General features: G+C 64.2%; 33 protein-coding genes. 2 read left to right on the forward strand and 31 right to left on the reverse strand.

Translation table 11 applies throughout. The features are described from left to right. Positions 1 to 8: 8 nt before the first annotated feature. The 13 genes from G8O29_RS02190 to rplO all read right to left on the reverse strand — a co-directional run bounded on the left by G8O29_RS02190 (position 9) and on the right by rplO (position 11,026). Positions 9 to 1,319, reverse strand: a complete 1,311-nt coding sequence (locus G8O29_RS02190) for a replication-associated recombination protein A (protein ID WP_166401581.1) — start codon at positions 1,317 to 1,319, stop codon at positions 9 to 11. A gap of 30 nt (positions 1,320 to 1,349) precedes the next feature. Beyond that, a complete protein-coding gene (locus tag G8O29_RS02195) occupies positions 1,350 to 2,729 on the reverse strand; it encodes a trypsin-like peptidase domain-containing protein (RefSeq protein WP_166401582.1) in 1,380 nt (459 codons plus the stop codon). Positions 2,730 to 2,822: 93 nt separating this feature from the next. After that, positions 2,823 to 3,413: an acyl-homoserine-lactone synthase gene (locus G8O29_RS02200; protein ID WP_166401583.1), complete on the reverse strand. Its 591-nt coding sequence runs from the start codon at positions 3,411 to 3,413 to the stop codon at positions 2,823 to 2,825. A 50-nt stretch (positions 3,414 to 3,463) separates the two neighbouring features. Next, complete coding sequence (locus G8O29_RS02205; RefSeq protein WP_166401584.1) at positions 3,464 to 4,075, reverse strand: autoinducer binding domain-containing protein; 612 nt, start codon at positions 4,073 to 4,075, stop codon at positions 3,464 to 3,466. 99 nt (positions 4,076 to 4,174) lie between these two features. Continuing rightward, entirely contained in the window at positions 4,175 to 4,762 is a 588-nt protein-coding gene (locus G8O29_RS02210; RefSeq protein WP_166401585.1) for an acyl-homoserine-lactone synthase, read from the reverse strand. A 52-nt stretch (positions 4,763 to 4,814) separates the two neighbouring features. Next, entirely contained in the window at positions 4,815 to 5,426 is a 612-nt protein-coding gene (locus G8O29_RS02215) for a helix-turn-helix transcriptional regulator (RefSeq protein ID WP_166401586.1), read from the reverse strand. 178 nt (positions 5,427 to 5,604) lie between these two features. Continuing rightward, entirely contained in the window at positions 5,605 to 6,015 is a 411-nt protein-coding gene (gene rplQ, locus G8O29_RS02220) for a 50S ribosomal protein L17 (RefSeq protein WP_166401587.1), read from the reverse strand. Between the two features lie 134 nt (positions 6,016 to 6,149). Next, positions 6,150 to 7,166 (reverse strand): DNA-directed RNA polymerase subunit alpha, encoded by a 1,017-nt coding sequence (locus G8O29_RS02225; RefSeq protein ID WP_166401588.1) that lies wholly within the window; start codon positions 7,164 to 7,166, stop codon positions 6,150 to 6,152. A gap of 120 nt (positions 7,167 to 7,286) precedes the next feature. Beyond that, positions 7,287 to 7,682, reverse strand: a complete 396-nt coding sequence (rpsK, locus tag G8O29_RS02230) for a 30S ribosomal protein S11 (RefSeq protein WP_128513554.1) — start codon at positions 7,680 to 7,682, stop codon at positions 7,287 to 7,289. Positions 7,683 to 7,695: 13 nt separating this feature from the next. Further along, on the reverse strand, positions 7,696 to 8,064 hold the full coding sequence (gene rpsM / locus G8O29_RS02235) for a 30S ribosomal protein S13 (RefSeq protein ID WP_128513555.1): 369 nt from the start codon (positions 8,062 to 8,064) through the stop codon (positions 7,696 to 7,698). A 369-nt stretch (positions 8,065 to 8,433) separates the two neighbouring features. Beyond that, entirely contained in the window at positions 8,434 to 9,078 is a 645-nt protein-coding gene (locus G8O29_RS02240; RefSeq protein WP_166401589.1) for an adenylate kinase, read from the reverse strand. Positions 9,079 to 9,081: 3 nt separating this feature from the next. After that, positions 9,082 to 10,443 (reverse strand): preprotein translocase subunit SecY, encoded by a 1,362-nt coding sequence (secY, locus tag G8O29_RS02245; protein WP_166401590.1) that lies wholly within the window; start codon positions 10,441 to 10,443, stop codon positions 9,082 to 9,084. Between the two features lie 103 nt (positions 10,444 to 10,546). Continuing rightward, positions 10,547 to 11,026 (reverse strand): 50S ribosomal protein L15, encoded by a 480-nt coding sequence (gene rplO / locus G8O29_RS02250; protein ID WP_128513558.1) that lies wholly within the window; start codon positions 11,024 to 11,026, stop codon positions 10,547 to 10,549. A 400-nt stretch (positions 11,027 to 11,426) separates the two neighbouring features. Here rplO and G8O29_RS18865 point away from each other — a divergent pair, with 400 nt between their 5' ends. Next, the gene (locus G8O29_RS18865) at positions 11,427 to 11,600 is read left to right on the forward strand and encodes a PIN domain-containing protein (protein ID WP_242678841.1); all 174 of its coding nucleotides are present in this window, start codon (positions 11,427 to 11,429) and stop codon (positions 11,598 to 11,600) included. A gap of 84 nt (positions 11,601 to 11,684) precedes the next feature. On the opposite strand, the gene rpmD is transcribed toward G8O29_RS18865, so the two are convergent. From rpmD to rpmC, 11 genes are all read right to left on the reverse strand, one after another. Then, positions 11,685 to 11,900, reverse strand: a complete 216-nt coding sequence (gene rpmD / locus G8O29_RS02260; RefSeq protein ID WP_166401591.1) for a 50S ribosomal protein L30 — start codon at positions 11,898 to 11,900, stop codon at positions 11,685 to 11,687. A 2-nt stretch (positions 11,901 to 11,902) separates the two neighbouring features. Further along, positions 11,903 to 12,490, reverse strand: coding sequence for a 30S ribosomal protein S5 (gene rpsE, locus G8O29_RS02265; RefSeq protein ID WP_166401592.1), 588 nt, complete (start codon positions 12,488 to 12,490; stop codon positions 11,903 to 11,905). Positions 12,491 to 12,599: 109 nt separating this feature from the next. Continuing rightward, positions 12,600 to 12,959: a 50S ribosomal protein L18 gene (gene rplR / locus G8O29_RS02270; protein WP_166401593.1), complete on the reverse strand. Its 360-nt coding sequence runs from the start codon at positions 12,957 to 12,959 to the stop codon at positions 12,600 to 12,602. Between the two features lie 11 nt (positions 12,960 to 12,970). Next, positions 12,971 to 13,504, reverse strand: coding sequence for a 50S ribosomal protein L6 (gene rplF, locus G8O29_RS02275; protein ID WP_166401594.1), 534 nt, complete (start codon positions 13,502 to 13,504; stop codon positions 12,971 to 12,973). A gap of 10 nt (positions 13,505 to 13,514) precedes the next feature. Next, on the reverse strand, positions 13,515 to 13,913 hold the full coding sequence (gene rpsH, locus G8O29_RS02280) for a 30S ribosomal protein S8 (RefSeq protein WP_128515236.1): 399 nt from the start codon (positions 13,911 to 13,913) through the stop codon (positions 13,515 to 13,517). Between the two features lie 12 nt (positions 13,914 to 13,925). Beyond that, positions 13,926 to 14,231 (reverse strand): 30S ribosomal protein S14, encoded by a 306-nt coding sequence (gene rpsN, locus G8O29_RS02285; protein ID WP_128515235.1) that lies wholly within the window; start codon positions 14,229 to 14,231, stop codon positions 13,926 to 13,928. Positions 14,232 to 14,249: 18 nt separating this feature from the next. Next, entirely contained in the window at positions 14,250 to 14,810 is a 561-nt protein-coding gene (rplE, locus tag G8O29_RS02290; protein ID WP_166401595.1) for a 50S ribosomal protein L5, read from the reverse strand. Further along, positions 14,810 to 15,115, reverse strand: a complete 306-nt coding sequence (rplX, locus tag G8O29_RS02295; protein ID WP_166401596.1) for a 50S ribosomal protein L24 — start codon at positions 15,113 to 15,115, stop codon at positions 14,810 to 14,812. The genes rplE and rplX overlap by 1 nt, the downstream gene beginning before the upstream one ends. After that, positions 15,115 to 15,483: a 50S ribosomal protein L14 gene (rplN, locus tag G8O29_RS02300; protein WP_023666245.1), complete on the reverse strand. Its 369-nt coding sequence runs from the start codon at positions 15,481 to 15,483 to the stop codon at positions 15,115 to 15,117. The genes rplX and rplN overlap by 1 nt, the downstream gene beginning before the upstream one ends. A 59-nt stretch (positions 15,484 to 15,542) precedes the next feature. Continuing rightward, positions 15,543 to 15,782 carry a 30S ribosomal protein S17 gene (rpsQ, locus tag G8O29_RS02305; protein WP_149076685.1) on the reverse strand — a complete coding sequence of 80 codons (240 nt, stop codon included), beginning with the start codon at positions 15,780 to 15,782 and terminating at the stop codon, positions 15,543 to 15,545. An 11-nt stretch (positions 15,783 to 15,793) separates the two neighbouring features. Then, positions 15,794 to 15,994: a 50S ribosomal protein L29 gene (gene rpmC, locus G8O29_RS02310; protein WP_128515231.1), complete on the reverse strand. Its 201-nt coding sequence runs from the start codon at positions 15,992 to 15,994 to the stop codon at positions 15,794 to 15,796. A gap of 292 nt (positions 15,995 to 16,286) precedes the next feature. Here rpmC and G8O29_RS02315 point away from each other — a divergent pair, with 292 nt between their 5' ends. Beyond that, on the forward strand, positions 16,287 to 16,571 hold the full coding sequence (locus G8O29_RS02315; RefSeq protein ID WP_166401597.1) for a DUF1682 domain-containing protein: 285 nt from the start codon (positions 16,287 to 16,289) through the stop codon (positions 16,569 to 16,571). A 34-nt stretch (positions 16,572 to 16,605) separates the two neighbouring features. On the opposite strand, the gene brnA is transcribed toward G8O29_RS02315, so the two are convergent. The 7 genes from brnA to rplB all read right to left on the reverse strand — a co-directional run bounded on the left by brnA (position 16,606) and on the right by rplB (position 20,397). Then, entirely contained in the window at positions 16,606 to 16,839 is a 234-nt protein-coding gene (gene brnA, locus G8O29_RS02320; RefSeq protein ID WP_166401598.1) for a type II toxin-antitoxin system BrnA family antitoxin, read from the reverse strand. A 152-nt stretch (positions 16,840 to 16,991) separates the two neighbouring features. Further along, on the reverse strand, positions 16,992 to 17,615 hold the full coding sequence (locus tag G8O29_RS02325; protein ID WP_166401599.1) for a TIGR02466 family protein: 624 nt from the start codon (positions 17,613 to 17,615) through the stop codon (positions 16,992 to 16,994). Positions 17,616 to 17,756: 141 nt separating this feature from the next. After that, positions 17,757 to 18,170, reverse strand: a complete 414-nt coding sequence (gene rplP, locus G8O29_RS02330) for a 50S ribosomal protein L16 (protein ID WP_166401600.1) — start codon at positions 18,168 to 18,170, stop codon at positions 17,757 to 17,759. 11 nt (positions 18,171 to 18,181) lie between these two features. Further along, positions 18,182 to 18,892, reverse strand: a complete 711-nt coding sequence (gene rpsC / locus G8O29_RS02335) for a 30S ribosomal protein S3 (RefSeq protein WP_166401601.1) — start codon at positions 18,890 to 18,892, stop codon at positions 18,182 to 18,184. Beyond that, positions 18,892 to 19,272, reverse strand: coding sequence for a 50S ribosomal protein L22 (gene rplV / locus G8O29_RS02340; protein ID WP_166401602.1), 381 nt, complete (start codon positions 19,270 to 19,272; stop codon positions 18,892 to 18,894). Before rplV ends, rpsC begins: the two co-directional genes overlap by 1 nt. A gap of 3 nt (positions 19,273 to 19,275) precedes the next feature. Further along, positions 19,276 to 19,554 (reverse strand): 30S ribosomal protein S19, encoded by a 279-nt coding sequence (gene rpsS, locus G8O29_RS02345; protein WP_128515226.1) that lies wholly within the window; start codon positions 19,552 to 19,554, stop codon positions 19,276 to 19,278. Positions 19,555 to 19,557: 3 nt separating this feature from the next. Further along, entirely contained in the window at positions 19,558 to 20,397 is an 840-nt protein-coding gene (gene rplB / locus G8O29_RS02350; RefSeq protein ID WP_149076690.1) for a 50S ribosomal protein L2, read from the reverse strand. Between the last annotated feature and the right edge of the window lie 241 nt (positions 20,398 to 20,638).

A 20,638-nucleotide genomic window follows, 5' to 3' on the forward strand; every position in this document is an offset into this window, starting at 1 on the left:
AATCGGCGCTACCCGTCCTGCCGTTTCGCCCGCAGCCTGGCGAAATAGTCCAGCCGCTTCTTCAACTCGCGCTCGAAGCCGCGCTCGGGGGGCAGATACCAGACCGGACGCTTCATGCCCTCGGGGAAGTAGTTCTGCCCGGAAAACCCGTCCTCGGCATCGTGGTCGTAGGCATAGCCCGCGCCATAGCCCTGCTCCTTCATCATCCGTGTCGGCGCGTTCAGGATGTGCTTCGGCGGCATCAGGCTCCCGGTCTCGCGCGCCGCCGCCCGTGCAGCCTTGTAAGCCGTGTAGACCGCGTTCGACTTGGGCGCGAGCGCGAGATAGACCACCGCCTGCGCCAGCGCGAGTTCGCCCTCGGGGCTGCCCAGCCGCTCATAGGTCTGCCAGCCGTCCAGGCAGACCGCCTCGGCCTGCGGGTCGGCAAGGCCGATGTCCTCGACCGCCATCCGGGTGATCCGCCGGGCCAGGAACCGGGGATCCTCGCCACCTTCCAGCATCCGCGCAAACCAGTAGAGCGCCGCGTCCGGGTCCGACCCCCGAACCGATTTGTGCAAGGCCGAGATAAGGTTGTAATGCCCGTCCCCCGACTTGTCATAGTTCGCCGCCCGCCGCATCAGCCGCTGGGCCAGCTGGTCCGTCGCAAGGGCCGCATCAACCTTCCAGGCCGCCACCTGTTCCACCAGGTTGAGCAGGGCCCGCCCGTCCCCATCGGCCATCTCCAGCAGCGCCTCGCGCGCCTCTGCCGTCAGGGGCAGCGCGCGGCCCAGCTCCTGCTCGGCCCGCTGCGCCAGCCGTTCCAGATCGGCCAGCGAGAGCCGCTCCAGCACGATCACCTGCGCGCGCGACAGAAGGGCGGCGTTCAGCTCGAAGGACGGATTCTCGGTCGTGGCGCCGACCAGCAGGATCGTCCCGTCCTCCATGTGCGGCAGGAATCCGTCCTGCTGCGCCTTGTTGAAACGGTGGATCTCGTCCACGAACAGAAGCGTGCCCTTCCCGTTCTGCCGCCGCAGCCTTGCCGCCTCGAACACCTTCCGCAATTCGGGCACGCCGGTGAAGATTGCGCTGATCTGGACGAAATGCAGGTCGGTCGCATCCGCCAGAAGACGGGCGATCGTGGTCTTGCCCACGCCAGGCGGGCCCCAGAGGACCAGCGAGGACAAGGAGCCCGACGCCAGCATCGCCCCAAGCGGACCCTCGCGCGACAGGACCTTCTCCTGCCCGATAACCTCGGCCAGAGCCTTCGGCCGCAAGCGGTCGGCCAATGGCCGGGGGCCACTGTCAGGACGGGCAGAGGGCATGTCGAACAGATCGGCCATGCGGCCAGCTTAGCCGGGCGCGCCGCCGGACTAAAGCCGGAAGCGCAGGCGCAGCGGCTGGCCCTGACGAAGCAGATCGACCTGCCAGCGGCGCGCAGGTTGACGGGCCACGGCCACCGCCTCGGCCGGCGTGGCGACCTGAACGCCGTTGATCGCCACCAGAACATCGCCCGCCTTCAGGCCGATGTCATAGGCCAGCCCCCCGGTCTCCATGACCGCCACGCCACTTGCCCCGAGTGGCAGGCGCAGCTCGCTGATCACGGCCGGATTGATCCGCGCCAGGGTGGCGCCGCGCAGGATCGTGTCGTCGCGGACCGTGACCGTCTCGCGGTCGGGCAAGTCAGGCGCGGGGCCCAGCAGGACCTCGGCCGTCTTCTCGCCCTGGTCGTGCCGGAAGGTCACGGTGGATGGCCCTGCGCCCAGGACCGACAGCCGGTAGAGGAACTCTTGCGGCGTGTTGATCGCCGCGCCGCCGAGGGCAAGCACCACGTCGCCCTCGGCCAGGCCGGCCTGGGCAAAGGGGCTTTGCGGGTGCAGCGCGGTCACCATGACGCCAAGGGGGCGCGGCATGCCAAGGGCATCGGCGGTCGATTGGTCCACCTCCTGCGCCGCCAGACCAGCCCAGGGCCGCACAAAGCGGCTTTCGCCGGCCTTCGCCTGCGCCACGACGGCCGCCACCAGATTCGAGGGCACGGCAAAGCCGATCCCGTTCGACCCGCCGTCTCTGGTCAGGATGGCCGTGTTGATCCCCACCAGCCTTCCGGCCATGTCCACCAGCGCCCCGCCGGAATTGCCCGGGTTGATCGGCGCGTCGGTCTGCACGAAATAGCCCGTGCCATCCCCCACCTGCAAGGCCGAGCGCTTCAGACCGGACACGATCCCCGAACTGACGGTCTGGCCGACGCCGAACGGGTTGCCGATCGCCAGCACAAGGTCGCCGACCTGCAAGGCGTCGCTGTCGCCCAGGTCCAGTGAGGGCAGCGGCAAGTCCGCGCCGATCTTCAGGACCACGAGGTCGCTTTGCGGATCGACCAGCAGCACCCGGGCCGCATATTCGCGCCGGTCGGCCAGGACGACCCTGATGTCGGTCGCTTCGCTGACGACGTGGTAGTTCGACACGACCAGCCCGTCCTCCGACACGATCACCCCGGACCCCAGCGCGTTCTGCATCCGCGGCGGGCCGGACATGTCCCGGAAGAACTGGTCGAAGAACGGATCGCCGGCAAAGGGATTGATCCGGTCCCGCACCATCTGGCTTGCATAGATGTTCACCACCGCTGGCGCCGTCGCGCGCACGACAGGCGCGAAGGACAACGCGATCTCGGTCGCGCTGTCCGGAATGACGGTTTCGGCCCGCAGCAGCTGCACGGGCATCAGGGCCAGGCCAAGCACAAGCAGCAAGGGACGCATCAGGGACCTCCGGCAAGGGTGCCGTCCCTATCTGGGGTCATTGCAGAGGCAAGGCAACCCGGATCGCCCCGAGTTCGCCTTGCCGGCGACGGCCTAGTGCCGCGGGCCCGAGAAATCCATCTCGACCACCTGATTCTCGACCCCGTCGATCACCAGCACCGGCCCCATTGCCCGCATCTTCACGCCAACCCGGTCGGCCCAGCGCGGCCAGGTCGCGGCCAGCAGTGTCAGGCAATGCGAGGCGCCGAGACTGCGCACCGTGTCGCCCAGCTGCGCGATCAGCTGCGCATGGACCCGACGCCGGATCGCGGCCGGCGTGTCATGCGCCACGAAAAGCCGCGAGCTTTCCCAGATATGCGCCTGTGTCGGGGCGGTATCGTACAGCAGGTCGGCCGGGATCGTCTCCAGCAGGCCCCGCTGCGCATCGCGGATCATGTAGCTGTAGATGCCGCAGTTGTGGGTGGTGGGCGTCAGCCGGTTGCCGGCCAGAACCTTGCCCGTCTCGTCATGCACCACCACCCAGCGGCTGGCCGGAGTGTCGTACTGGTCATATTCCATGCCCATCGCCTCGGGCAGGTTCCACTTGTTATGGACGATGAACAGCTCGCGCCGGGCGCGCAGCATGTTGGCGAAAAGCTCGCCATGGTTGTGCATGTTGGCAAAGGATAGCGTTGTGGTCTGCATGGTGTCCTCCTGCAGGGTTGGGTCAAGTCATCACCTCGCAGGAGACATCGTCAGATCAGACGGCTGTCCTTTGCGCGCTGGATCGCCTCGGCTGTCGTCCGCGCCATCAGGCGGTCGCGGGCGGAACTGATCCGGGCTTTCAGCGCGCTTTCCGAGATTCCCAGCTTTTCTGCCGCGGCAGCAAAGCGGTCGCCCCCTGCAATGCATCTCAAGGCCTCGATCTGGGCCTCGGTCAAGGCTTCGGGCGGCTCGCTCAGCTCGTGCAGGCGCTTTACCGCCCGCTCGAACCTGACGATCTCATCGTCCCGAAACTCTCGGTCTGATCTGGCGAAACTTGCTATGGTGCGCGATTTGATCGGCCCGTAAGAGACCGTGGCGCCGAATCTCAGCCCGTATTCGGCCGCCTCCCGGAACAGGCCGAAGGGGTCCGGCAGTTCCGGATTGCTCCACCGGATCGAGCCGGTCCGGGAGAAACCCCAGGCCGTCATGGGATCGCGCAATACATAGCCGTTCTCCGTGTAATGATCGATCCATCTCTGGTCATAGGTCTGGAACGTCAGGAGAGGCGACGTGAAACGGATGTGCAGGCCGATGAAATAGCCTGCCGTTGCGATGCGGGCCACGTTCTGCAACTCGATATCGATACTCGTCCGGCTACTCATATTCACTCGGCATGCACCCTTTGACCGTTGAACTCGAACGTGTCAGCCGTATCAATCCAGCCCTGACTTGTCAGGAACGAAGACAGGAACGCGCGGCCCTCAGTGCATGCTCGGTCCCATGTTTATGTTGACGCAGACGCAATCCAGGCCGTCGAAATTCAGGATCGGACCGACCGGCTCGCATTCAAGGCCGACGCGCCGTCCGATCCGGCGCGAAGCCTCGGGAATAAGCCCCAGGACCGAAGTCGCCCCAAGCGCGCGGGCGGCGTTGACCATTTCCTGGCGCAATTGCAACTGGACGCGCAGGCGCATTGCCGCGGGAACCGTCTCGGACACGAAGACCCGGCTGCTTTCCCAGATGTTCTCGGCAACCGGCGCCGGGTAATTCAGCAGGTTCGAGGGGATGGACTCCAGAAGCCCGCGCTGCGCATCGCGAATCATGTAGCTGTAGATGCCGCATCTGTGGGTGGTCGGCGTCAGCCGGATGCCCGCCAGAACCTCGCCATTCTCATGCACCGCAACCCAGCGACTGGCGGGCGTGTCGTACTGGTCGAACTCCATCCCGTTCGACTGCGGCAGATCCCACTTGTTGTGCTGGATGAAGGCGCGGTGCCGCGCCCTGAACATGTTGGCGAACAGCTCGCCGTGATTGTGCAGGTTCTCGTACGAGAGAGTGGTAACTTCCATAGCAGTCTCCTTCTGATGTGGTCCGGAACGATCAGAGGGAAACATCACCCGTTCAAAGCAATCGGTATTCGCGCGCCTTCCTGAGAGCCTCGGCTGCGGTCCGGGCCTCCAGTCTGATTCGGGCCGAATTCAGCCGCGCCTTGAAGGCGCTTTCCGATATCCCAAGCTTTGCTGCGGCAGCAGAGTGACGATCCCCATTTGCAAGGCATTGCAGCGCTTCGATCTGCGCTTTGGTCAGTTCGGATGGCGGCTTCGCAGCGATATGCAGGCGCGCGGTGATATCGGCCAGCCGCTCCATCTCGGAATCGGTGAACTCGCGGTCCGACCGGGTGATGCCGGCCATCGAACGCGAGGTGATCGGGCCATAGGAAGAGACAGCCCCGTATTTCATGCCATAGGTCGCAGCCTTCTTCAGCAATTCGAACGGATCCGGCAGGGGAATTTCGCTCCACCGGCGGGTTCCGGTGGTCCCGATTCCCCAGAAGATCACCGGATCGCGCAGGTAATAGGAATGGGAATTGTAGTATTCGACCCATTCGGCGGGATAGCAGCTGTGGTAGATCAGCGGGCTGGCAAAACGGATGTGCAGCCCGACGGCAAAGCCTTCGGGGGCCAGTTCGTGCAATTCCTCGTAAAGCTCGCTCAATCGTTTACTCTGCGACATGGCGTGGTTTCCCCTTGCGGGCCAGTTTCAACCCTAAGAGTAAAGGTTCAATCAATCCAGTGTCTTGTTGCCGCGCATCCTGCATCTTTCGCGAGAGTATCCTCCGGACGACAGGGCGGAACGGCAAAGGCCCGCCGATGCCGGCGGGCCTGCGCAATCGATCAGCCGACGGGAGGGCTCAGGCCTCGGCCGCCTCGACCCTGGCACGGTCGGCCGCGCCCTTGGCCGAGGTGTCACGGTCGACAAACTCGACGATCGCCATCGGTGCCATGTCGCCATAGCGGAAGCCGGCCTTCAGGATGCGGACATAGCCGCCCTGGCGGTCCTTGTAGCGCGCGGCCAGCACGTCGAACAGGCGCGCGACATGCATGTCCTGCTTCAGCTGGGCCGCGGCCTGACGGCGGGCGTGCAGGTCGCCACGCTTGGCCAGGGTGATCAGCTTCTCGACGATCGGGCGCAGTTCCTTGGCCTTGGGCAAGGTGGTCTTGATCTGCTCGTGCTCGATCAGCGAGCCGGCCATGTTGGCGAACAGCGCCTTGCGGTGTTCGTGGGTACGGTTCAGGCGGCGGTAGCCGCGGGCGTGACGCATGATGATCTCCTATTGTCGCGTTCTGCTTTGTGTTGCCGCCCGTGCGTTGCGGGCGGCGTCGTTGGGGCGGTAGGCCCATGGTTTCCCCGGCGGCCCGGGCATGATCGCAGGGTGCGCTACAGCGCACCCTTGCCTCAGAACTGGTCCTCGAAGCGCTTGGCCAGGTCCTCGATGTTCTCCGGCGGCCAGTTTTCGACATCCATGCCGAGATGCAGGCCCATGCCGGACAGCACTTCCTTGATCTCGTTCAGCGACTTGCGGCCGAAGTTCGGGGTGCGCAGCATCTCGGCCTCGGTCTTCTGGATCAGGTCGCCGATATAGACGATGTTGTCGTTCTTCAGGCAGTTCGCCGACCGGACCGACAGCTCCAGCTCGTCCACCTTCTTCAGCAGCAGCGGGTTGAACTCCAGCCCGCTGTCGATCTCACCGACCTTGGCCGATTCGGGTTCCTCGAAGTTGACGAAGATCGACAGCTGGTCCTGCAGGATGCGCGCGGCATAGGCCACGGCGTCCTCGGGCGTCAGGCTGCCGTCGGTTTCCACCTTCATCGTCAGCTTGTCATAGTCCAGCACCTGGCCCTCGCGGGTCGGCTGCACCTCGTAGCTGACCTTCTTGACCGGCGAATAGATCGCATCGATCGGGATCAGGCCGATCGGCGCATCCTCGGGGCGGTTCTTGTCGGCCGAGACATAGCCCTTCCCCGTGTTCACGGTCAGTTCCATGAACACGTCCGCGCCTTCGTCGAGATGGCAGATCACATGGTCCTTGTTCAGGATCTCGATCCCGTTCGATTCGCTGATGTCGCCAGCGGTCACCACACCCGGCCCCTTGGCCGAGATCGACAGCCGCTTCGGCCCCTCGACCTCCATCCTGATCGAAACGCCCTTGAGGTTCAGAACGATGTCGGTCACGTCCTCGCGCACGCCCGCCACCGACGAGAACTCGTGCAGCACGTTGTCGATCTGCACCGACGTGATGGCGGCCCCCTGCAGGGACGACATCAGCACCCGGCGCAGCGCGTTGCCCAGCGTCAGGCCGAAGCCGCGCTCCAGGGGCTCGGCGATCACGGTCGCGACCCGGGCGGCATCGGCCCCCGGCTTGACGACCAGCTGCGTCGGCTTGATGAGTTCCTGCCAGTTCTTGTGGATCATTCTGAAGCCCCTATTCTTGTCCGCTGCCGATGTCCGTAAGCTGGCGGACGCCCGAGGATCGTAAACGACGAAAACCGGGCCGTGAGGGATGACCCTCACGGCCCGGCAGAAATCAATGCCTTAAACGCGGCGACGCTTCGGCGGACGGCAACCGTTGTGCGCCAGCGGGGTCACGTCGCGGATCGAGGTGATCTGGAAGCCGACGGCCGCCAGGGCGCGCAGCGCCGATTCACGGCCCGAACCCGGACCCTGGACTTCAACCTCCAGCGTGCGGACGCCATGTTCCTGCGCCTTGCGGCCGGCATCTTCGGCGGCCATCTGGGCGGCATAAGGCGTCGACTTGCGCGAGCCCTTGAAGCCCATGGTGCCCGAGGACGACCATGAGATCGCGTTGCCCTGGACGTCCGAGATCAGGATCTTGGTGTTGTTGAACGACGAGTTCACATGCGCCACGCCTGCGGCGATGTTCTTGCGTTCTTTCTTCTTGGTGCGGACGGTCTTGGTATCGCGTGCCATCTATCCGGCCCCCTTACTTCTTCTTGCCGGCAATGGCCTTTGCGGGGCCTTTGCGGGTGCGGGCGTTGGTGTGGGTGCGCTGGCCGCGGACCGGGAGGCCCTTGCGGTGACGCAGACCGCGGTAGCAGCCCAGGTCCATCAGCCGCTTGATGTTCATCGTGACTTCGCGGCGCAGGTCGCCTTCGACCGTCAGGTTGGCGTCGATGTATTCACGGATCGCCAGCACTTCGCTGTCGGTCAGCTGGTTGACCCGGCGCGCGGGGTCGATCTTCAGCGCTTCGCAGATGGTGTTGGCCGTATGGGGGCCGATCCCGGTGATGTAGGTGAGCGCGATCGGAACCCGTTTCGCGGTCGGAATGTTGACGCCAGCAATACGTGCCAAACGTGTCGTCCTTCTTCGTTGCGGTTCCGTAATGCCAGAACCTTTTTTCACAACACCGCACGGGCCGTTGACCCGGCGATACGAACTTCCAATATGGAAGGCCCGCAAGGTGATTCCACCGCGGGACGCCGTGCCATATGGGGTTTTCCGGGTGGCGTCAAGGGGATCGGCCCGGCGACCGACGGGCGCGGCCCAAGGGTCGTGTAAGGGCTGACTGTCAGCGTCGGGGAAACAAGAGAACCGGGCCGATGTCCGGCGCGGCCTTGGACAAAGGTGGTTACGCCTGGCCTTGCGGCCCCGAAGAGACGCTGGCGGTCGCAGCCTAAGACCGGCGGGACAGCGGGCCGGTCACTCTGCAATGGCGGTCGGTCAGTCCAGGACGGCAGCGATTGCCGAGGACACCGTATCCACATCGGCCAGTCCGTCGACCGACGTCAACACCCCCTTGGCATAGTAATAGCCGATCAGCGGCGAGGTCTTCTTGTAGTATTCCATAAGCCGCGTCTTCAGCGTCTCGGCATTGTCGTCGGCCCGCCGCCGCAGATCCGTGCTGCCGCAGGCATCACAGACGCCCGGCACCTTGGTCGGGTGGGTCCTGTCGTGATAGACCGCACCGCAGTTGCCACAGGTGAACCGCCCGGTGATCCGCTCCACCAGCGCCGCGTCATCCACCTGCATCTCGATCACGCGATCCAGCCTCGACCCGGTCCGGGCCATCAGCTCGGCCAGGGCATCCGCCTGCTTCAGCGTGCGCGGGAAGCCGTCGAAGATGAAGCCGCCCCGCGCGCCTTCCGTCATCTTGGCCTCGATCAGGCCGATGACGATCTCGTCCGTCACCAGTTCGCCCCGCGCCATGATGCCTTCGACACGGCGACCAAGGTCCGTGCCCTTTGCGATCGCCTCTTTCAGCATGTCGCCGGTGGACAGCTGCACCATGCCGCGCGTCTCTTCCAGCCGCTTGGCCTGTGTGCCCTTTCCCGCCCCGGGCGGACCCAGAAGAATGATGTTCGCCATGGGTCAGCGCCGGGCCGGGGCCTTGGGCGCGCCGGTCTTCTTCCGGCCGCGCAGCTGCGACTTCTCGATCAGCGCCTCGTACTGGTGGGCCAGCAGATGCGACTGGACCTGCTGGATCGTGTCCATCGTCACCGAGACCACGATCAGCACCGAGGTGCCGCCGAAGTAGAAGGGAATGCCGACGCGGCTGATCAGGATCTCGGGCAGCAGGCAGACCGCCGCGAGATAGGCCGAGCCCAGCACCAGGACGCGGTTGACGACGTATTCCAGATACTCCTCGGTCTTCTTGCCCGGACGGATGCCGGGGACCGAGGCATTCTGGTTCTTCAGGTTCTCGGCGACGTCATCGACCTTGAACGACACGTTCAGCGTGTAGAAATAGGCGAAGAACACGATCATCCCGGCAAGGAACAGCAGGTGCAGCGGCTGGCCGTAGCCGAGGTTCGCCGCCAGCCAGCTGAGCACCGGATTGGTGCTGCCGCCGGAGAAGGTCGAGACGGTCGTGGGCAGAAGCAGGATCGACGACGCGAAGATCGCCGGGATCACGCCCGCCGGGTTGACCTTGATCGGCAGGTGCGACGAGCCACCCTCATAGACCTTCATCCCCACCTGGCGGCGCGGATAGAGGATCGAGATCTTGCGCAGCGCGCGCTCCATGAAGACCACGAAGCCGATGACGACCACGACCATCACGATCACGCCCAGGATCACCGGGGTGGACAGGGCGCCCGACTGACCCTGCGCGAAGAACTGCGCCAGGGCGGCCGGGATCTCGGCCACGATGCCGACGAAGATGATGAGAGAGATGCCGTTGCCGATGCCGCGCGCGGTGATCTGTTCGCCCAGCCACATCAGGAACATCGTGCCGCCGACCAGCGTGATGACGCAGGAGGCGACGAAGAACAGGCCCGGATTGTGGGCCAGCCCGCCGGCCTGGATCGACATGGCGATGCCATAGCCTTGCAGGATCGCCAGCGCCACGGTGCCATAGCGGGTGTACTGGTTCAGCTTCTTGCGGCCCTGCTCGCCTTCCTTCTTCAGCTGCTGCCAGGGCGCGTACATGGTGCCCAGCAGCTGCACGATGATCGAGGCGCTGATGTAGGGCATGATCCCCAGCGCGAAGATCGCCATCCGGCTGACCGCGCCTCCGGTGAACAGGTTCAGCATCCCGCCGATCCCCTGCCCGGCCTGGGTCATGAACTCGCGCAGGGCGTCACCGTCGATGCCCGGGACCGGGATGAAGGTGCCCAGGCGATAGACGATCAACAGGCCGATGGTGAAGATGATGCGTTGGCGCAGGTCGGTGGCCTTGCCCAGCGTGCTCCAGCTGAGGTTGGCCGCCATTTGCTCTGCCGCAGATGCCATGTCAGGTCTCTTTCAAGCCAAGCGCCGCCGGACCGTTTTCCGGTTCGGCGGCGCGGGAAAACTGGGTGCTGATGTAAGCGACCTTTGGGCCGCTCACAATGCCTTATTCAGCCGCAGCCGCGACCGGTGCCAGGAGCGTGACCTTGCCACCGGCCTTTTCCACGGCTTCCACAGCCGAAGCCGAGGCGCCGGTGACGGTCAGGTTGACCTTGGACTTGATCTCGCCCTTGGCCAGCACCCGGATACCGTCGCGCTTGTTCGAGGTGACACCAGCCGCGACCAGCGCGTCCTCGGTGATCTCGACCTTGGGGTCCAGCTTGCCGGCGGCAATGAACTTCTCGATCATGCCGAGGTTGACGACGGCGAATTCCAGGCGGTTCGGCTTGTTGAAGCCGCGCTTCGGCAGGCGGCGGTACAGCGGCATCTGGCCGCCTTCGTAGCCGCCGATGGCGACGCCCGAGCGGGACTTCTGGCCCTTGATACCCCGGCCGGCGGTCTTGCCCTTGCCCGAGCCCGGGCCCCGCGCGACGCGTTTCTGTTTCTTGGCCGCGCCGGGATTGTCGGCGAGTTCATGCAGTTTCATTTCGCTTCTCCTTGCCGGATGCGCCCCCGAAGCGAGAACGGGACGACCACGGCTTTTCTTGATTCTCATGGCCGGGACTGGCCATCGGGGGGCATACAGGAAGGCCGGGGCCTTGGCAAGGAAAAGGGCGCCGCGCGCGGCGCGCCTTTTGGATTGAACGATTTCAATAGGTTATGAAATCGCGTTAGGGTGGGGTTAACCCTTGGGGGGTCGATCTGAAGCCCGACCTGCGGAGGGCGCTCCTGGAGGTGGTGCTTACGGTCACACAGCCCAGGGATCAGCGTGCAGGTGCTCAACGAGAGTCTGGTCAACTGCCGCCGCAAGGCCGGGCTGAGTTGGGGGAAAGACATCGGTCTTTCTGGCGGGCCTCCAATCCCTCTGCTCGAGCAACGACCTGACTTTGCAGACCCATGAGGTCGGCCTGCCCCTGGCGGAGCGTTACAGCCCGTCGATCTACGACGCGATGATCGTGGCGAGCGCGCTTGTTTCGGGGTGCCCGACGCTGTGGAGCGAGGACATGCAGGACGCGCTGCTGGCGGAAGCGCAGCTTCGGATCGTGAACCCGTTTCGGTAAAGAACGCCCCCGCGTTTCCGCGAGGGCGTTCTTGTTTCAGCGGGCGGTGGGCAGATTGCCCACCCTACGCCCGGGCGTCAGGCCTCAGCCGCGCTCTTCGATGATCTGGACCAGGTGGCTGATCGAGTTCACCATGCCGCGCACGGCAGGCGTATCCTCCAGCTCGCGGGTGCGGTTCAGCTTGTTCAGGCCGAGGCCCTTCAGCGTCGCGGTCTGCACGGCCGGACGGCGGGCGGCCGAGCGGATCTGCTTCACGACGATGGTCTTCTTCGGCGCTTCGGTGGTTTTCTTGTCAGCCATGCTCAGGCCTCCACGGTTTCAGCGGCGGCTTCGGTTTCCGGCTTGCGCAGGATCTCGGCGACCTTCTTGCCACGGCGCGCGGCGACCGAACGGGGCGAGGTTTCATGGCGAAGCCCGTCGATGGTGGCGCGGATCATGTTGTAGGGGTTGGCAGAGCCGATCGACTTGGCGACGACATCCTGGACCCCCAGCATCTCGAACACGGCGCGCATCGGGCCGCCGGCGATGATGCCGGTCCCGGCCACGGCCGAACGCATCACGACGCGACCGGCGCCGTGGCGGCCTTCCATGTCGTGGTGAAGCGTCCGGCTGTCCTTCAGCGGCACGCGGATCAGGCTGCGCTTGGCCTGTTCCGTGGCCTTGCGGATCGCTTCCGGCACTTCCTTGGCCTTGCCCTTGCCAAAGCCGACGCGGCCGCGCTGGTCCCCGACGACGACGAGCGCGGCAAAGCCGAAGCGCTTGCCACCCTTGACGGTTTTCGAGACGCGGTTGATCGCGACCAGACGGTCGGCGAATTCCGGGTTTTCTTCCGGGCGGTTGTCGCGGCGGTCGTTGCCGCGGCCTTCCCGGCGGTTGTCACGTTCTGCCATGGGGCATATCCTTCGTGGTGGCGCATCGCGCCGTTAAAGCCAATCCTGGTGCCCCGGATCTGGTCCGGGGCCCGGATCATCGGGGCAGCGTTGCCGCTGCCCGCCGGGTTCAGAACTTCAGTCCGCCTTCGCGGGCTGCATCGGCAAGCGCCTTGATCTTGCCATGGAACAGGAAGCCGCCACGGTCGAAGTAGCACTCTTCGACGCCCGCCTTCCTGGCCCGCTCGGCAATCGCCGCGCCCACCTTGGCCGAAGCCTCGATGTTGTTCTTGCCGACCACGCCGAGTTCCTTCTCCAGCGAGGAGGCCGAAGCGATCGTCACACCCTTCACGTCGTCGATCAGCTGGACGCTGATGTTCTTCGAGGACCGGTGCACCGACAGCCGCAGACGACCATGCGCGGTCGCCTTGATCTTGTTCCGGACGCGCAGGCGGCGCTTGAGGAACAACTCTCTCTTGTTGTTTGCCATTTTCGCCACCCTTACTTCTTCTTGCCTTCCTTGCGGAAGATATACTCATCCTTGTAGCGGATGCCCTTGCCCTTGTAGGGCTCGGGCGCGCGCCATTCGCGGATGTTCGCGGCCACCTGGCCGACCTGCTGCTGGTCGATGCCTTCCACGACGATCTCGGTCTGCTTCGGGACGGTGATCGTCACCCCCTTCGGCACTTCGAAGTTCACTTCGTGAGAATAGCCCAGCGACAGTTTCAGGACGTTTCCAGCCATGGCGGCGCGATAGCCGACGCCCTGGATTTCCATTTCCTGCTTGAAGCCTTCCGAGACGCCGGTGACCAGGTTCGCCACCATCGAACGGGTCATGCCCCACTGCTGGCGGGCGCGCTTGGACAGCCCACGCGGCGTCACCTTGACGGTGTTGCCCTCGATGGTGAGGGTCACATCGTCGCCCGCGGTGAAGCTGCGGGTGCCTTTCGGGCCCTTCACTTCGATGGTCTGACCGCTGATCGAGGCCGAGGTGCCCTTGACCAGTTCGACGGGTTTCTTGCCGATACGAGACATTGCACCCTCCTCAGAACACGGTGCAAAGCACTTCGCCGCCAACATTGGCCGCGCGTGCATTTGCATCCGACAGAACACCCTTGGGCGTCGAGACGATGGCGACGCCAAGGCCGTTGCGGACCGAGGGAAGCTCGTTCACACCCATGTACACGCGACGGCCGGGCTTGGACACGCGCTTGACTTCGCGGATCACGGGCTCGCCTTCATAGTACTTCAGGCTGATGGTGAATTCGCCCTGCTTGTTCGCCGTCTCGGACTTTTCATAGCCACGGATGTAGCCTTCCGAGAGGAGCACGTCGAGCACGCGGGCCCGCAGCGTGGAGGCGGGGGTCGTCACGGTGGACTTGCCGCGCATCTGGGCGTTGCGGATACGGGTCAGCATATCGCCGAGAGGATCGTTCATGGACATCTGATGCCTCCCTTACCAGCTGGACTTGACCATGCCGGGGATCTGGCCGAACGAGGCCAGGTCACGCAGCATGATACGGCTGAGTTTGAGCTTGCGGTAATACGCATGCGGACGGCCCGTCAGCTGGCAGCGGTTGTGGATCCGCGTCGCCGACGAGTTGCGGGGCAGTTCGGCCAGTTTCAGAGTCGCCTTGAAACGCTCTTCCATCGGCTTCGTTTGGTCGTTGATCACCGCCTTCAGCGCGGCGCGCTTGGAAGCATGCTGCTTCACCAGCTTGGCGCGCTTCACTTCGCGGTTCACCATGGATTTCTTTGCCATATCTCGGTTCCTCGCGGCTTACGACGTGAAGGGCATGTTGAAATGCTTCAACAGCGCCTTGGCTTCCGCGTCGGTGTTCGCGGTGGTGCAGATGATGATGTCCATCCCCAGAACCTCATCGACCTTGTCGAAGTTGATTTCGGGGAACACGATGTGCTCTTTCAGGCCCATGGCATAGTTGCCGCGACCATCGAAGCTGGTGCCCTTGACGCCGCGGAAGTCGCGGACGCGGGGCAGCGCCACGTTGATGAGCCGGTCGAGGAATTCGTACATCCGGTCGCCGCGCAGCGTGACCTTGCAGCCCAAGGGCATCTCCTCGCGGACGCGGAAGCCGGCGATCGACTTCTTGGCCTTGGTGATGACGGCCTTCTGACCGGCGATCTGGCCAAGTTCCTCGGCAGCCTGCTTCACCTTCTTGGTGTCCTTGACCGCCTCGCCGACACCCATGTTCAGGACGATCTTGTCCAGACGCGGGATCTGCATGTCGTTCTTGTAGCCGAATTCCTGCTTCATCGCCGCGCGGATCCTGTCGGCATAGACGGCCTTCAGGCGGGGCGTGTATTTCGCTGCATCAAGCATCAGATCACCTCCCCGGTGGTCTTGGCGTAGCGGACCTTCTTGTCGCCTTCCATGCGGAAGCCGACGCGGGTCGGTTTGCCGTTCTTGTCCAGGATGGCCAGGTTCGACAGGTCGATCGGCATCGCCTTCGGCAGACGGCCGCCTTGCGACGCCGCCGACTGCTTGGTGTGCCGGATCGCGATGTTCACGCCCTCGACGATGGCCTTGTTCTCCTTGGGCATGACGGCGCTGATTTCGCCCTTCTTGCCCTTGTCCTTGCCGGTGAGCACGACGACCGTGTCACCCTTTTTCAGCTTGGCGGCCATCAGAGCACCTCCGGAGCCAGCGAGATGATCTTCATGAAGTTCTTGGCCCGCAGTTCGCGCACGACCGGCCCGAAGATGCGGGTGCCGACCGGTTCGCCCTGGTTGTTCAGGATGACGGCGGCGTTGCGGTCGAAACGGATCGAGGTGCCGTCCTCACGGCGGACTTCCTTGGCGGTGCGAACGACGACGGCTTTACGCACGTCCCCCTTCTTCACGCGGCCCTTCGGAATCGCCTCCTTGACCGACACCACGATGATGTCACCCACGGAAGCATAACGGCGGTGCGAGCCGCCCAGAACCTTGATGCACTGCACCCGGCGTGCGCCGGAGTTGTCAGCCACATCCAGATTCGTCTGCATCTGGATCATTTTTCAGTCTCCCGACCTTCGGGCACGCAGCCCGGGGTTTCGTTCGGGACCGGGGTCACTTACGCGGTTGCGTCGGTGACCACGGTCCAGCGTTTCGTCTTCGAGATCGGCGCGCATTCCTCGATGCGGACCACGTCGCCGACCTTGAACCTGTTCTCCGCGTCATGGGCGCGGTATTTCTTCGACTTGCGGACGGTCTTCTGCAGCAGCGGGTGCTTGAAGCGACGTTCCACGAGGACGGTGATCGTCTGCTCGTTCTTGTCCGAGGTGACGACGCCTTGCAGGATGCGTTTCGGCATGTGTTTTCCCCTTACTTCGCAGCTTCGGCGGCTTTTTGGTTGAGAACGGTCTTGATGCGGGCGACGTCACGACGGACGGCACGCATGCGGGCGGTGTTCTCAAGCTGGTTGGTCGCCTGCTGGAAGCGCAGGTTGAAGGCTTCCTTCTTCAGCTGGATCAGGCTGTCGCGCAGCTGGTCCGGCGTCTTCGAACGCAGTTCTTCGGCTTTCATGCCGGTCTTTCCTTTTCACAATCGCCAGTCGGCCCCTTGGCAGGGTCACCGAGGACCTGGCGGATCAATGACAGACCGCCGACGCCGAGTCACCCCGGAATCGCGGATGCGCCCGTATAGGGGGGAAGGCGGCGGGGGGCAAGGGGGAAGTTGGGAGGCAGGCGAACCCCTCGACGGCGGGTAGCAGCGTCTAGCGTAGAGGCGGAGCAAATCTTGGACAGACTTGCTTTCAGAAAGTAACCGCACCAAAGTAAGGAGGATGTCCGCGCAAGTACAATTGTAGAAGTGCAAAATGCCTGTCAATCGTCCAAACCTACGGAACAAAGCACTTGCGGCCCAGTTGCGCGAACAAGAGATCAAGGCTGCACGGAAGGCCGCAAAAGAGCGAGGCGTAAAGCTCTCCGACTATGAAAGGAAGTTGGCGCGCGATGCGAAGTGGGAAAAGCTTGGCGCGGAAAAGCAGTTCTACAGTCAGTCCGGATTGGGGCCACCGCCGTGGGAGCAGAAGCTTACGCGATGGGCGTTAGTAGTGTTTGCAATCGGCCTTGGAGCCATCGTCCTCTTGAGAGTGATGTAGTCTCCGCAGCAGAATGTGCGGCACGCCCCGCCAACTACCCCAACTTCTCCGCAATCCCCATCTTGATCAGCGACTGCCGGGTCACGCCCAGCCGCCCGGCCTCTTTGTCGAGGTCGCGCACCATCCAAGCCGGGAAGTCCACGTTCACCCGGCGGGGTTCCTGGTTGGGGCGGCGGGCTTTTGACCAGTCCACATAGGCGCTGACGTCCTCGCCGTTGTCGAACATTTCGTCCAACTCAGCCGCCGTGATGGGCTTGGGTTCTGTCATGGTGCCGCCCTGTAGGGTGTGCATTCATTGCGCACCATTCCACGCCGATAAAGGTGCGCAATGAATGCGCACCCTATCCGTAGCGCCCCGGCCTTGAGCCGGGGCCTCTATTGACGCAAGAGGTCCCGGCTCAAGGCCGGGACGGTTGTTTCTCACGCCCACCCATAGTTGAAGCTGACCGAGATCCGCTCCTCCTCGGCCATGTTCATCGGCACCTCGTGGCGCAGCCAGCTTTCCCAGAGCAGGACCTCGCCCACCGCGGGCTTGACGTAGACGAAGCGCTGCAACTCCTGCGGCGCAGTTTTCAGCGGCACGGGGGCCAGCATCATCATCGGCAGGCGGGGGTCCTCCAGCTTCAGCGCGGAGGTCCCCTCCGGCATCGCGACATAGGTGGTGCCCGAGATCACCGAATGCGGGTGGATGTGGCTGGCGTGGGTGCCGCCTTCGGGCAGGATGTTGATCCAGAGGGAATTGCACTTCAGCTTCCTGTCGCCCAGGTCGAAGCCGAGATCGGTGCAGAAGGCGGCAACATGCTTGTCCAGCGCCTTTTCCAGATCGGCGAAGATCGGCATCCGCCAGGGCAGGTCGTTCAGCGAGGCATAGGAGGTATAGCCGGGATAGCCGTTCGCCTCGCACCACTCCTGCCCGGCCTCGTCATCCTCGGCGATGGTCTCGCAGGTCTGACGCAGTTCTGCGTAATCGACCTTCTTCTTCGCAAGGTCATTGAGACCGGCGCGGTAAAGGCGGGTGACGAAGAGGGAAGTGATCTCGGGCATGGGCTCTATCCTTCGGCTGCCCCCTCCCCCATCCCCTCCCCACGAGGGGGAGGGGATGGGGGAGGGGTGGCCGATCTATGGAAAAAGCCCCCGCCGTTTCCAGCGGGGGCCGATTATGCAGGTCGGGGTTCACCCCGACGCTTACCAGTCTTCCTTCGCGACGATGCGCGTCTGGACCGGAAGCTTCATCGCGCCCAGACGCAGGGCCTCGCGCGCGGTTTCCTCGTTCACGCCGTCGATCTCGAACATGATCCGGCCGGGCTTGACCTTGCAGGCCCAGTAGTCGGTCGAACCCTTGCCCGAGCCCATGCGGACCTCGACGGGCTTGGCCGAGACCGGAACGTCCGGGAAGATGCGGATCCAGACCCGGCCCTGACGCTTCATGTGGCGGGTGATCGCGCGGCGGGCCGCCTCGATCTGCCGCGCGGTGACGCGCTCGGGCTCGGTTGCCTTCAGGGCGTAGGAGCCGAAGTTGATCAGGAAACCGCCCTTGGCTTCGCCATGGATGCGGCCCTTGTGCATCTTGCGATACTTGGTGCGCTTTGGTTGCAGCATCTTCCTACTCCTTACGCCCGCTCACGGCGCGGGCCGCGCGGGGCCGGGCCGTCAGCCGCTTCGGCAAGACGACGGTCATGGGCCTGGGGATCATGCTCGAGGATTTCGCCCTTGAAGATCCAGACCTTCACGCCGATGATCCCGTAGGGGGTCTCGGCCTCCGACAGCGCATAGTCGATGTCGGCACGCAGCGTGTGCAGCGGCACGCGGCCTTCGCGGTACCATTCGGTCCGGGCGATCTCGGCGCCGCCGAGGCGGCCCGAAACGTTGACCCGGATACCCAGCGCACCCATCCGCATCGCGTTCTGCACGCCGCGCTTCATCGCGCGACGGAAGGAGACGCGGCGTTCCATCTGCTGGGCGATCGATTCAGCCACCAGCTGGGCGTCGAGTTCCGGCTTGCGGACCTCGACGATGTTCAGGTGCAGTTCCGACTTGGTGAACTGCGACAGCTTCTTGCGCAGCGTCTCGATGTCCGCGCCCTTCTTGCCGATGATGACACCCGGACGCGCGGTGTGGATGGTCACACGGCACTTCTTGTGCGGACGCTCGATGATGACGCGGCTGATGCCGGCCTGCTTGAGTTCCTTGTGGATGAACTCGCGCATCCGCAGGTCTTCCAGCAGCAGATCGCCATAGTCCTTCGACCCGGCAAACCAGCGGCTGTCCCAGGTGCGGTTGACCTGGAGGCGCATCCCGATCGGATTGACCTTCTGACCCATTATGCGGACTCCCCGGCTTGACGGACCTTGATGGTGATTTCAGAGAACGGCTTCATGATCTTGCCGAAACGGCCACGGGCCCGCGGACGGCCCCGCTTCATCACCAGGTTCTTGCCGACCCAGGCTTCCGCCACGACCAGCTGGTCCACGTCGAGATTGTGGTTGTTTTCCGCATTGGCGATCGCCGATTGCAGGCACTTCTTCACGTCGCCGGCGATGCGGCGCTTGGAGAAGGTCAGGTCGGCCAAGGCCTTGTCCACCTTCTTGCCGCGGATCATGCCCGCGACCAGGTTCAGCTTCTGCGGGGACGTGCGCAACATGCGCAGCACGGCCATCGCTTCGTTGTCCGCCACGCGGCGGGGGTTCTTTTCCGCACCCATGGCTTACTTCCTCTTCGCTTTCTTGTCGGCGGCGTGACCGTAGTAGGTCCGCGTCGGCGAATATTCACCGAACTTCTGGCCGATCATTTCTTCCGTCACCGCAACGGGGACGTGCTTCTTGCCGTTGTAGACGCCGAAGGTCAGGCCCACGAACTGCGGCAGGATGGTGGAGCGGCGCGACCAGATCTTGATCACTTCCGACTTGCCCGATGCCTTCGCCTTCTCGGCCTTCTTCAGAAGGTAGCCGTCGACAAACGGGCCTTTCCAGATGGAACGTGCCATGGATTAACGCCCTTTCTTCCTGGCGTGACGCGAACGGACGATCAGTGCATCCGAAGCCTTCGGCTTGCGCGTCTTGTTGCCCTTGGTGCCCTTGCCCCACGGGGTGACCGGGTGACGGCCACCGGAGGTGCGGCCTTCACCACCGCCATGCGGGTGGTCGATCGGGTTCATCGCGACGCCGCGCACCGTCGGGCGGATGCCCTTGTGGCGCATGCGGCCGGCTTTCCCGAAGTTCTGGTTCGAGTTGTCGGGGTTCGACACGGCACCGATGGTGGCCATGCATTCCTGACGGACCATCCGCAGCTCGCCCGAGGAGAGCCGGATCTGCGCGTAGGAGCCGTCACGGCCGACGAACTGGGCATAGGTGCCCGCCGCACGGGCCAACTGGCCGCCCTTGCCGGGCTTGAGTTCCACGTTGTGGACGATCGTGCCGATCGGCATGCCGCTGAACGGCATCGCGTTGCCGGGCTTCACGTCGGTCTTGGCGCCCGCGATCACCTGGTCGCCGACAGCCAGACGCTGCGGCGCGAGGATATAGGCCAGTTCACCGTCCTGATACTTGATCAGCGCGATGAAGGCGGTGCGGTTCGGGTCATATTCGATCCGCTCGACCGTGGCGGGGACGTCCCATTTGCGACGCTTGAAATCGACCACCCGGTAGAGACGCTTCGCGCCCCCGCCCTGGTGCCACATCGTGATACGTCCGGTGTTGTTCCGGCCGCCAGAACGGTTCAAACCCTCGGTGAGGTGCTTGACCGGGCGGCCTTTCCACAGCTCCGAACGGTCGATCAGAACCAGCCCGCGCTGGCCAGGCGTCGTCGGCTTGTACGACTTGAGTGCCATGTTTCCTGTCTTCCGTTTGCTTCGCGACCCTTGCGGGCCTCGGGTGAAGGGCTCCGAAGATCCCCGATTGGGTGTTCTTTCCTCCTGCGGCTGCATCGGGAACGAACAAACCAAGAGCCCCGGACGAATCCGGGGCTGCTGGCGTGGCGCGGGATTAGCAGAGGGGGGTGGGGGTGGCAAGGGGGGAAGGTAGGGATTCTTCGGTCCTGACAGTTGGTTGGTCTTCGAGCTTTGCAGACTG

The sequence above is a fragment of the Rhodobacter calidifons genome (assembly GCF_011174775.1).
GTDB lineage: Bacteria > Pseudomonadota > Alphaproteobacteria > Rhodobacterales > Rhodobacteraceae > Tabrizicola > Tabrizicola calidifons.